The following is an 11,987-nucleotide window of genomic DNA, read 5'->3' as shown; positions in this document are numbered from 1 at the left end:
TTTCGATTCAACGTTAAATAATAAAACTCTAAAGCTGTCATCAAATATATCCTTCCTTTGATGACAGCCCCTTCTCTTTAAACTTAAAAATACTCTTATAGAGTCCCTTGCTTCCGAACCAGACACATAATACCGCTAATAAGCAGGAAGATGCCAGGAATAATACCAAACCCTACGGTAACAATCGATCCTAAGATAGAAATCACAATGAAAATCGAACCTGCAATTTTCGGCTGTTTATTCCCTTTAATCAAGAAAATCGCTGCAAGGCTTAAAATAATCGCGAGGATAGAAGTAATGAGAAGCGCCCACCCTCCTGCGCCCATTCCTTCCATGACCGTATTCAGATCATTAAGATCCATTTCTGGATTTTGCTCTACTACTTCTTGAAGGAGGTCTTCATTATTTTGCAGAAATAACATAAACCCGCCTAAAGCTGCAACCAGTCCATATCCGACCATTCCAATGACACCTAATACAATTTCAACCGTTCTTTTCATTATCTTTATACCTCCCTAAATCTCTTATTGACCTGCAATATCTCTCTTCGTAAATATTCCCCAAGAAGCTGCTAAAAACACTACAAAATAAACAAGTAAAACCATGATGGAAAACGGCAACGTCATCCCGTCCACCCAAGGTGCGTCATTCGCATATTGGCTTAAATCTGTGTTCGCAAATAAGATATATTTAGCCCATGCATACTCCGAGAAAAAACTGACAATGGAATTCCCAGCCATCATTAGAAATACCGCTGTTCCAATGGCAAGTGCACTATTGCGGAAAATGCTTGAAATCATAAAGGCAAAGGTTGCCATCATTACTAAATTAACGAGTTTATAGCCATAGTTTGTAATTATCTCATGAATAACCGATACGTATTCCAAACCGCCGACCTTATCCATGACGATTTGCGGATTTAATCCTTGCACACCAAAGAACACGGCACCAATCACCCATGAAAAGACAACCACAAATAACAGTGTAATCAAAGCGAATAGCAGGACTGCCAAATATTTGGATAATAGTATTTTTGATCTGGAGATAGGACGGATAAGTAAAAGTTTTATCGTACCCCATCTAAATTCATTCGCAACAATCCCTGCTGCGATAATGATCGTTAATAAACTTACGATGGACAGCATGATGTTCATCTCCATCACAAATTGCCACGCATCATACCCCGCCGGCTGAATATCATTTTCTAAATAGTAATTGTTTTGCTCAATCAAACCCATATTAAAGTCTTCCAGGAGCTCTTCCTCTTCCATCTCCTTCGTCAGCTCTTCATTCTCTTCCTGCAGCTCCGCACGCCATGAATCCTGACTGTAATCCTCTCTTACGTCACCAAAAAAGCTTGTTAACATGCCATATCCCGCAATAATAACTGCTAAAAGTATGTACATGATCCAAGTGGATTTTTGTATATATATTTTATTTATTTCGTTTCGGATTAAATTCACCAGGTTACTCAATGACATTCTCTCCAATCAAATCAAAGAATTTTTCTTCTAATGTTGCTCTGGATACTTCCACTTGGTAAATGGAAATATCATTCCGCACGAATGTTTGAATGATGTTAGGGATCTCTTCTCTTTGACTTTGAAAGGATATCAAATCACTTTTTAGAACAGCCTCAATTTCATACTCTGTGCTTAACAGTTCCATTGCTTTCTCTGCAGGGGTTACTTCCATCTGAATCTGATGGGAATCCTGCTCTGTATCTGCTGCATCATGAACATTTTGAATCGTAATAAGCTCTCCATTTTTAATAATCCCAATCCGGTCACACATTAATTCGATTTCTGATAACAGATGACTGGAAATAATAACTGCAACATTTTGCTCTTCAGCCAAACGTCGAATATAGTACCGGATTTCTCCGATACCAGCAGGATCAAGACCATTTGTCGGTTCATCTAAGATTAAAACAGACGGATTGTGTAATAAGGCTTGAGCAATCCCTAACCTTTGCCGCATTCCTAACGAGTATTTGCCGACTTTTTCTTTGATCGCCTTTTCCAGGCCTACTAAGGAAATAACCTCCTGTATCCGCTCCTTGCTGACATTAGGAAGCATACGTGCAAAATGTATCAGATTTTGCATCCCTGTCATAAACGGATACATTTCCGGATTCTCAACGATTGCGCCAACCTCTTTAATGGCCTCCTTATAATCGTTTTTAATGCTTTTTCCTAATATCTGTACATCCCCGCCGGACATTTTTATCAGGCCTACCATCATTCGAATGGTTGTTGTCTTACCCGCACCGTTTGGCCCGATAAAGCCAAAGACTTCGCCTGATTTAATCTCAAAATTTAGCCCTTTAATAATTTCGTTTTTTCCAATTGTTTTCTTTAAATCAATTAATTTCATTGCTGGTTTTTCCAAAAAAGTTCCCTCTATAAAACATTGTTGCCTTTATTATCGGTATTTTTACAAAATAATGAAATTCATAAGTTTATTTTCACTATTTATTCTGCACGCTGCATACTTATAAATATAATCTCCATTGCTACGATAAAAAATTTCTCTTGCCTTTTTAGATGGGAATGATTCTCTGCTGTATCTATCAAAATACAAATATACATAAAATCCTAAATCATTGAAGTGAATACGAAGATAAATAAAGCGAAGATCGTTGTATTTCCCATAAAAAATTCCTTCATTCAAACATTGATAGAAGATCATTTCCGTTTCCTAATGTATTGATGAATAAAGCGACAATAATAAGCGGATGTATCTTTACTTTTTTCACGGGGAGTCACCTCCTGTTTCAAGGATGTTTATTTAAGTCCGAGCTCAACACCATACTTTCCGCCCTCTCTATCATTTCATTTTTCTCAACTTCGGAACCAATCATAATGATGGAATATCTTAACCCCTCTTCATCCCAAGTAATACTATTGACAACCCTTTCATAGTCCGCCTTCTTTCCCCGGATTTCCACATCAGCTTTTTCAATTTCCATCTCTTCAGGAGAATGAAAAATAGATAAGTAGAACATGGGCATATCCGCTTTGGAATAATACGTTAAATTTAACTCATTACGGGTTATTATTCCGTCGATGTGATGCATTTCGATATCCTTTAAATCAAATTCATTCTCGGGAAACAGATAAAATGCTTGTTGGAGAATTTCTTCTGCCTCTGCTAATGTTACTGTATCTGGAGCAAATGATTCTAAATCCTTTATTTCAACATCATCTGGAATATTCAAAGCGAAGGTATCTGCTGCAAATACTGGTGATAAATCGATTTCTTTATATTCCAGTTCTGTTCGGATGCCGCCCGCTTCGGAAATCATTTTAATAATAAATCCAGTTTTCTGGTCCACCCACAATGCTGTATCTCCAAATACATGATCAGAAACTTTTGCTTTTGCTTCTATATGGAATGTATCAAAATCTAGTATTTTTTCTTCCCCCATTAATTCAAGCGCATGAGAATACTTCGTGATGCCCAGCATTCCATTCATTTTCCCTTTAGAATCATGTGATTCTGCATCTTCCTCTGCTGTTATTTCCATCTCGAACGCACGATGATTATATTTATCATAGATAATTGTTTTTGTACCATCATTCAAAGCTTCCGTTCTTTTATCTTTCCCTGCCAGCTGGTCATGCGTAATGGTTTTTCTTTTGCCATTTGCGACGTATTCTTTTAAGATACTGTGCTCTATTAGTGCATTTCCTTGATATACTTTTGATTCGGATAACGTATAATAATGATCCATTCCTTCTCCTGCTTCAACCGCCTTGCGCATGATTTCTTCAGCAGATACGTTCATATCTTTTCGCCTCCTGATTTGGTAAAAGGCTGCATACGGGCCTATGTTCTTTTTATATACATTGGACGGTATGCAGCCTTTTTGATGTGGAAAATGCATTTGAAAAACTGATCTTTTCTATTGTTCTGAACTTAATATCATCTCTTCCGTCAACTCCAAAACTTCTTCTTCCATATCCGGATCATTAATCAGTAAAGAATAACGCAAACCATCTTCATCCCAGTAATAATTGTTGATGGATTCTTCATACGCTGCAACATTCCCTCTAATTTCAACATCTGATTCTTCTATTTCCATGTCCGCTGGAGACTCAAATATAGATAAATTAAACATAGGTATTTCATCATCTGATATATAGGTTAAATTTAATTCTTTTCTCTGCAATTCCCCGTCTGAACCATATAGTTCAATTTCGCCCAAATGATAATCTTCTTCAGAAAACATATAGAAAGCTTGCCCAAGCTCTTCTTCTGCTTCTTCTACGGAAATAAATTCAGAAGAAAAATTATCCTCCATATCTGTAATTTCTATCTCTTCCGGAATATCAAGTGTGAATGTATCTTCTGTAAAATCAGGCGAAAAGTCCAGCTCTGTATAAACTGATTCCATTTTAGAATCACCTGTTTCTGAAATGGTTTTTAGAATTATCCACGTTTCCTTATCTACCCAAATCTCCATATCTCCCATTAAACTATTCGCTTCTTTCGCCTCCAGCTTCATATGAAAGGTATCTCGATCCAATAATTGTTCGTCTCCAATTACTTCATAGTCATGAGAGTCTTCCATTCCAGCCAGCATATTTTGAAAAATCTCTTTTGGACTGATTTGAATACCTTCGAAAACGGATGTATCCATTTCCTGCGCTGTTCCGTCACTTTTATTATACATCACCATTTTTTCACCATTATTAAGCGTCTCTATTTCTTCTTCCCCTGCTTCTATATCTCCACGCATGATTATTTTCCGATTATTTCCTGAAGCGTATTCTTCCATTACCGATTCCTCTATGATGTCTTCTCCCTCATATACTGTCATTTCAGATTTTCCATAAAATTCATCTATTTCCTCTACCTCTGTTTCCACCACATTATGAATAATCTCCTCTGCAGATACCTCCACATTTTGTGAACATCCACCTAATACCAGAAACAAAATACTAGCTGCTATCAAGCTTGCTTTCCATCTAAATTTAGACATAATTTATCTCCTCTCTTTAATCCAGCAGGCAAACAACGTTCCTTTTCCTGCTGTTGACCAGATATTTATTTTTCCTTCATGGTTTTCCATAATAAATTTTGCAATACTTAAGCCAAGGCCTGAGCTTGTTCCTTTCCCTCTGGAAATATCATCTTGATAAAATGGTTCAAATACTTTTTTCATCTGGCTTTCTTCCATTCCTTTTCCTTCATTTTGAATCAGAAGTACCGTTCCATCTGTTCTCCACAGATTTACTTCTTCTTTTAATTCAGGGAAAACCCAATCTGGCAGTGATTTTGTTGATGCTATTGCCCCTATCCAAATTTCACCATGCTCTGGTGTATGACGAATACTATTATCCATGAGATTATCTACCAGCCGAATCATTTGTTTTGGATCCAATTCATAAGCGTTTCTAACATGCCATTCAGTAGTTAACTGAATATTTTTCTTCGCACAGGGTTCTTCATAGCCTGAAAATAACATGTCAAAAAACTCTTCTCCATTTACTTGCACCGGTTGGAGAATATTCTTAGAGGATTGCAGTGCTGTGAAAATAGATAAATCATCAATCAATTGCTTCATATGATTTAATTTATCATTGAGAATCAATTGGTATTCTGTCCTTTCTTCCTTTGATAAATCATGATTTTCCATAGCCTCCGTATATGTGCGGATTACCGTCAGAGGTGTTTTTAAATCATGTGATAAAGCAGCTACCATATATTCTTTTTCTTCCTGCTGTTTGACAAGTTCCTCTCTTGTTTCCGTAATTTGTTTTTTCATTTCCTCAAATTGGTTATTTAATTCTCCAATTTCATCTTTTGATTGATTTAGTTTTTTATCTGTATTTTTCCCAACAGCAAAAGCTTGCATATGCGCTTGTAACTGATGCAGCGGGCGATTCAGTTTACGGTTTATCGCTCGTATGACAATAACATAGAGCAGAATGAAAAAAATCCCTGAAAGAATGATTGTAAGTAATAGCTGCTGATTGGAGGTCTCAACCCAATCCGTTCTTCCTTGTGTAATTTCGTAAACACCAGTCAGCTGTTCATTCTCATCAAATACAGGCCTCTTATACACATACGTTTTTGGTCGTCTCTGCATCTCATTTAGATTTTTAAGTATTCTATCCTGATTTTGTAATGGATAATATCCAGTATTCCCCTCCATCGTTGAGAATACATGAAGGCCATCATAACGATATAAATCGATGCTCAGATTATCATCACCAATCTCTGTTAATTCTTGAAAACGGTTATTATCCAAAGATTGATATAAAGAAACATCATTCAAAGTCTCATTTAGATTGGAAACTAGTATTTGAAAATCAACATATTCTTTTAAATTTTCTTCTTGATTATAACTCTGTAAACTGACATAAAGCAGATACACCGCCACAACCGGCAGCAGCATCACCACAAGATGGCTCACCATCAGCCAATTTTTAATCTTCATGATAACGGCTCTCCTACAAAACGATAGCCTGCTCCCCAAACTGTTTGAATAAATTTCGCCTGTTTTCCAGTATCCTTTAATTTCGTGCGAAGACTCTTAATATGCACGGTCACCGTATTATTACCGTTCACATTTTTCAGCTGCCAAATATGCTCATAAATGTGTGCTTTCTCAAACGTAATAAACGGATTCCGGGCAAGTAAGAATAAAATTTCCTTTTCCTTCGCCGTCAGAACAAGAAGCTCACCCTCCAAAAATACTGCGTCATTTAAGAAATCAATCGCTAATCCATGTGCATACTGTGACATTTGCGCATCATAGCTTTTACTTGTATAACGCTGATATCTTCTTAAATGGGATTGAACCCGCGCCGTTAATTCCTTAAGACTGAACGGCTTGGTTAAATAATCATCTGCACCTAAATTCAATCCGCGTATTTTACTGTCATCCTCTCCTTTTGCACTGACGATTAATAAGGGTACATCGCTTTCCAAACGGATTTTTTCACACAGATCATAGCCATCCATCTCCGGCATCATCAAATCAACAAGTATGATGGAAAAGTCACCTGCTTTAAAATCCTCCCAGCCTTCTACACCAGTAGATGCCCATGTCGTTTGAAACCCTTCCCTGTCCAGATGATCCTTCATAATCCGGGCAATTTCATAATCATCTTCTACAATTAAAATGTTTGTTCTCTCTTCCATTGGAACCCCTCTCTCTGACTACTTTGAGTATAAATCATGCATGACGCTGTCTTTGAATTCTTTATTTTTAGTTAATAATTTCTATGTAAGAACGCGTTACAGTTTTCCCTTGCTGTAACGCGTTCTTTGATTAATCTCTGTCATAAGGCAAAAATACCGTTACGGTGGTGCCACGACCTTTTTCTGATTGTACCGAAATAGCCCCCTGATGCAGCTTGGCGATTTGCAGGGCAATGCTCATGCCAAGCCCTGTCCCTTCATTTCTTTCCTCTGTATTGGTGCCGCGATAATAGCGGGTGAACAAATGCTTTTGCGTTTCCTCATCCATTCCCGTTCCATTATCGGTAATTCTGATTTCCAGTGCTTTTTCTTCTTCAGATTGAGCAACTTCTACCTTTACAGCAGTTTCTGGCGGATTATGCTTCCAGGCATTATACATCAGATTATCAATCATTCTTTCAAACAACCGTTCATTCACTTCTATTTTTCTATCTGATTGAATCGGTTCATATACAACTGGATAATCCTTAAAGGTAACATCCTTTTGAAACTTCTCTAAAATTTGTTCCATATATTCATTGATACTCACCGAGTTAAACGTTAAGCTGCTGGCATCATTTTTCAATCGAAAGCTGAGCGTAAAATCTTCAATTAGATCTACCATATAATCACTTTTTTCAGTGATGGTATCTCCAATCTCTTGAAGCTCCTGCTTCGACCAATCGTATTCCTTATTTCCCAGCAAGCGCCCATAGCCCTCCATGGTGGTCAGAGGTGTGCGGAGGTCATGGGAGATCCCTGCCACCCATTCCTCTCTGCTTTTTTCCAGCTGTTCTCTTTCTTTTCGGGAAGCATCCAGCTTTTCTGCCATCTCATCAAATGCCTGAAAAACCTCTTTATACAACTTATATCTTCTTTTTAATTTGCCATTTTTTCGATATACTTTTTTCTTCTCCTGTGCTGTTAAAACTTCCTTATAGTTTCCATCCCCCATCCGGTTGAGCCAATTTGAAAAAATAAACAAAGGGCTTCCATAACGAAAACTCGTCCAAAAAGAGATTAAGAATGTTACTAGCAATATAACCCCAGTTAAACCAACGAATACTAGCGTAATATCTCTATACAATGTTAATGGCATATCCTGACTTTGTTCATTTGAAGTATATAAAATCCACGAATTACCTGAACCTCTATCTAGGTAAGTATACTGTTTTTCAGTGAAAAGATCGGGAGAAGTGTCTTTTTCAATTATTTCTAATGGCTGCCCTTCTATTTGCTCCTGATTACCAAACTGTTGAATAATAGCTCCTGTTTCATCATAAATAGAAAGTGTTCCTTCAAGCTGGTTTAATTTCTCTTCCACCTCAGGCTGGTCTGTTTCGGAAATTCTGCCGTTTGCATTCGTATTTTCTGATAATTCATTAATAAGAATTTTTCCTGGTTCTTGGTAACCTAGCACAAATAAATATGCATCGTCACTCGCAAATAAAAGCTCTTCTAATGTATATTTGATAGCATATTCCCCTAGCTGCTCTCTCTCCTTCATTTGTACAATGTCAAAACTGCTGTAATTCTCTTTTATATCTTCCGGTACATTTGCAGATTCAACCACTTTTCCCTCTTCATCAATAATTTGCAGCCACGTTTTCTCAGGTAATGCATCGCTGATTTCGTTCCCAAATTCTTTATATTCGTACGGATCGCCAATCTCAATTGCAAGTTCTTCTAGCTGCGTTTGATAATAATCCTCATCTCTTTCCACATTAGAAAGGGAATACAAACCGATAAAAAAAGCAGCGACTACAACAACAATCATCAACAAAGAAATAAACCCAAACTGAATTGAAAAATGAAAAAACAACCGGCTCCGTAATTTCTTCATGAGACATTTCCTTTCACCAATTTATACCCCAATCCCCGAACAGTGAGTAAAAATTCTGGTTTACTCGGATTGACCTCAATTCTTTCTCTGATTCTTCTAATATGTACCGAAACCGTATTCTCATCTGCAAAATGTTCAAAGCCCCAAACCGCCTCCAATAAATCTGCTTTGGAAAAAATTCTATTTGGATGCTTACATAAATAAAGAAGCAGCAAATAGACCTGTGTCGGGCATGGAACATCCTCTCCATTAACCGTTAACATACCTGCGCTTTCATCTAGCACAAAACGACCGAAGTTATATTTGCTGGATTTCTCTGGTATAGCGGCTTCTGTTTTAGCAGATCTTCTTAAATACGCTTTAATCCTTGCCGCCACCTCTAACGGATTAAATGGTTTGGTGACATAATCATCACCCCCTGTTGCAAATCCTGTTAACACATCTAAATCAGAAACTTTTGCCGTTAAAAAGAGAATATACGCATTTGTCAGCTCTCTGATTTTCGGGCAAAAATCAAAGCCGCTCCCATCCGGAAGCATGACGTCCAAAATAATCACTTCTATTTTATGTTGCTTTAATATCTGAATGGCTTCCTGCCCGGTATAAGCTTTATGTACACGCTGAAATCCTTCTTTCTTCAGCATCATTTCTAACATAGTTACAATTGCTTTCTCATCATCCACAATCAAAATATCTGTTTGATCCTCCATGTATGACACCTCCATTGGTATCGTACCATAGCAAGTTTACGAACAGTTGAACAAATCGAAGCTTTTTTAATTTATTGGTAATGTTCTGTTCAACTAGCAGACAGCTGCGTTTGCTAGAGTGAACGTAAAGAAACATAAGAAGGAGTAGTGGATATGAAGCACCAAGCAGAAACGGTTTTAACAGCCATTGGCATTTTATTATTTGGCGTACTATTCGCAGGAAGCATCCTGTTGTATGGCAATGTCGAAGGAAGCCCCAAGACACTGGAGTTAGTCCAGTCTTTTATGGAGGATGAAAATATAGTTGAATTCAGCGAACAACAAATCATCACTTATATAGGTTATTTATTTATCTATTTAGCTGTCATTTCCTTCACCTGGATAATCTTAGGGTCCGCAGCTATTTACTTATTGAAAAAAGAAACCAGAGGAAAATCGGCTGGGGTTCTATTAATTGGAATAGCCATACTTGGCACGCTTTCAACAATCGGTTTAGGGATTTTTGGCGGTATGATCTATTTGATTGCCGGAATCATGGTGATAACCCGCAGCGCTTCTGCCAGCAAGCATACCTAGGAAACGAGGAGATGAATTTATGTTTACAGTCGCTTTTAGAGAGTTTAAAAGTTTATTTACGAGCATTCGCTCAGGTTTAATAATTGCCGTCTTATTTGGTGTCACAGTCGGTGCTGCCAGATTAGTCCGCCAATTTGAAGCTCCCCTTCAGGATTTAGGACTTGGACAGGATGCTTACGTGATGGGATTAATGCTCTTATTGATTTTAGCCGCGCCTTTGTTTGTAACCAGCTTATCCCACAACATCGTCAATAAAGAAATGGATACACGAACCATCCGTTTTTTAGCAACAAAGACAAGTCGGAATCATATTATTCTTGGCAAATTTATCGGGAGTTTTTTATTTTGGGCTGTATGCCTTACTGTCGCTTTGTTACTTATCATTCCATTTTCAAAATCGTTTTCTATTTTAAATCTGATTCAAGCGATTATTTTTGTGTCTTACTTTATCGGCCTGACACTATTTCTATCAACCGTTATTCCAAAGCCATCTTTAAGTATGTTTTTAGGAATCATTATTTCGGTTGCTCTGCCGGTGCTTGGTTTATGGAGTACAGGGACAGACAATCTTTTTGTGAAGGCCATTGGCTATATTACACCTTATTTTTATTACATACAGGAAGAAACGCACAGTTACTATGCTTATTTCGTAGTGCTTTTCCCCGTTTTATTTATTGTATTAAGCTTATTCATCTTTAGAAAGAGGGATTTATAAATGGAAGCTTTGCAAACACATCAGTTAACTAAAACATACGGAAAGAAAATAGTTGTCGATTCCGTTGATTTACACATTCCCGAGGGTACGATTTTTGGCTTTCTCGGGAAAAATGGAGCAGGTAAATCCACGTTTATTAATATGGTAACCGGGCTTATCAAGCCCAGCTCCGGTTCCTTTGAAGTTTTAGGTCAGCCTGAAAAAAGGCTGGAATCGATTCAAAAAGAAATTGGTGTACTGCCGGATTACTCTACCTTTTATGATGATTTAACAGCATACCATCATTTAAACTACTTTCAAAAATTAGTCAAACAATCGCTTTCCAAACAGGATATTATCCATGTTCTCACCCAAGTCGGTTTAGAGGACGCTGTCCATGTCAAAGTGAAAAAGTATTCGTTTGGAATGAAAAAGAAACTGGGCATCGCTCAAAGCATTATTCATCAGCCTAAGCTGCTCTTTTTAGACGAACCAACATCCGGCGTGGATGCCAACGCCGTTTTGAACATTCATGCATTAATCAAGGAAATTGCTGCACAAGGAACTACGATTCTATTAACCTCTCACAATTTAAATGAAGTAGAGAAATTATGTGATGAGATTGCGATTATGAACAAGGGAAGCATTCAAACACAGGGAACGATGAAACAGCTGCGGGAACAGTATCAGCAGGACATCGTGATTCATATTCATCATCGCTCCCTCTCTGAAAAGGAGCAAGTACACTTACAGACTTCCTTCACAGAGCTTGTCGAAAAAATTCAAATCGAAGAAACATCTTCCGAAATCATTGTGGCTTCAAAAGAGTATATTCCGCATGTAAATAAACAATTTGTAAGACAGGACATCGATGTATTTCGGTTAGAAGTAGAAGAACCGTCCCTTGAGGAAATTTTTCTTAATCTAGAGTAAATGAAGTCTGTATAACAAAGCAGGAAAAATGAAAGGT

General features: G+C 37.5%; 12 protein-coding genes. 3 read left to right on the top strand and 9 right to left on the bottom strand.

The features are described from left to right. Nucleotides 1-95: 95 nt before the first annotated feature. From BN997_RS15470 to BN997_RS15430, 9 genes are all read right to left on the bottom strand, one after another. The gene (locus tag BN997_RS15470) at nt 96-500 is read right to left on the bottom strand and encodes a DUF4064 domain-containing protein (protein ID WP_042533585.1); all 405 of its coding nucleotides are present in this window, start codon (nt 498-500) and stop codon (nt 96-98) included. Between the two features lie 24 nt (nt 501-524). After that, complete coding sequence (locus BN997_RS15465; RefSeq protein ID WP_042533584.1) at nt 525-1,475, bottom strand: ABC transporter permease; 951 nt, start codon at nt 1,473-1,475, stop codon at nt 525-527. Beyond that, on the bottom strand, nt 1,468-2,391 hold the full coding sequence (locus tag BN997_RS15460; RefSeq protein ID WP_042533583.1) for an ABC transporter ATP-binding protein: 924 nt from the start codon (nt 2,389-2,391) through the stop codon (nt 1,468-1,470). Before BN997_RS15460 ends, BN997_RS15465 begins: the two co-directional genes overlap by 8 nt. 385 nt (nt 2,392-2,776) lie before the next feature. Continuing rightward, complete coding sequence (locus BN997_RS15455; RefSeq protein WP_042533582.1) at nt 2,777-3,790, bottom strand: LolA family protein; 1,014 nt, start codon at nt 3,788-3,790, stop codon at nt 2,777-2,779. Nucleotides 3,791-3,907: 117 nt separating this feature from the next. Beyond that, nucleotides 3,908-4,987, bottom strand: coding sequence for a LolA family protein (locus BN997_RS15450; protein ID WP_042533581.1), 1,080 nt, complete (start codon nt 4,985-4,987; stop codon nt 3,908-3,910). 3 nt (nt 4,988-4,990) lie between these two features. Beyond that, the gene (locus tag BN997_RS15445; protein ID WP_042533580.1) at nt 4,991-6,448 is read right to left on the bottom strand and encodes a HAMP domain-containing sensor histidine kinase; all 1,458 of its coding nucleotides are present in this window, start codon (nt 6,446-6,448) and stop codon (nt 4,991-4,993) included. Continuing rightward, nucleotides 6,445-7,155 carry a response regulator transcription factor gene (locus BN997_RS15440; protein ID WP_042533579.1) on the bottom strand — a complete coding sequence of 237 codons (711 nt, stop codon included), beginning with the start codon at nt 7,153-7,155 and terminating at the stop codon, nt 6,445-6,447. The genes BN997_RS15445 and BN997_RS15440 overlap by 4 nt, the downstream gene beginning before the upstream one ends. Nucleotides 7,156-7,285: 130 nt before the next feature. Then, nucleotides 7,286-9,037, bottom strand: a complete 1,752-nt coding sequence (locus BN997_RS15435) for a sensor histidine kinase (RefSeq protein WP_042533578.1) — start codon at nt 9,035-9,037, stop codon at nt 7,286-7,288. Continuing rightward, a complete protein-coding gene (locus tag BN997_RS15430; protein ID WP_042533577.1) occupies nt 9,034-9,747 on the bottom strand; it encodes a response regulator transcription factor in 714 nt (237 codons plus the stop codon). Before BN997_RS15430 ends, BN997_RS15435 begins: the two co-directional genes overlap by 4 nt. A 153-nt stretch (nt 9,748-9,900) precedes the next feature. On the opposite strand from BN997_RS15430, the gene BN997_RS22280 reads away from it, so the two are divergent. From BN997_RS22280 to BN997_RS15415, 3 genes are read left to right on the top strand one after another with little or no spacing between them, the layout of a single operon-like run. Beyond that, complete coding sequence (locus tag BN997_RS22280; protein WP_052485040.1) at nt 9,901-10,323, top strand: DUF4064 domain-containing protein; 423 nt, start codon at nt 9,901-9,903, stop codon at nt 10,321-10,323. Between the two features lie 19 nt (nt 10,324-10,342). After that, a complete protein-coding gene (locus BN997_RS15420; RefSeq protein WP_042533576.1) occupies nt 10,343-11,038 on the top strand; it encodes an ABC transporter permease in 696 nt (231 codons plus the stop codon). Then, on the top strand, nt 11,039-11,950 hold the full coding sequence (locus BN997_RS15415) for an ABC transporter ATP-binding protein (protein WP_042533575.1): 912 nt from the start codon (nt 11,039-11,041) through the stop codon (nt 11,948-11,950). The last annotated feature ends 37 nt before the right edge of the window (nt 11,951-11,987 follow it).

This window comes from Oceanobacillus oncorhynchi, assembly GCF_000821065.1.
Classification (GTDB): Bacteria; Bacillota; Bacilli; order Bacillales; family Amphibacillaceae; genus Oceanobacillus; species Oceanobacillus oncorhynchi.
This window is presented reverse-complemented; position numbering and strand designations above follow the sequence as displayed.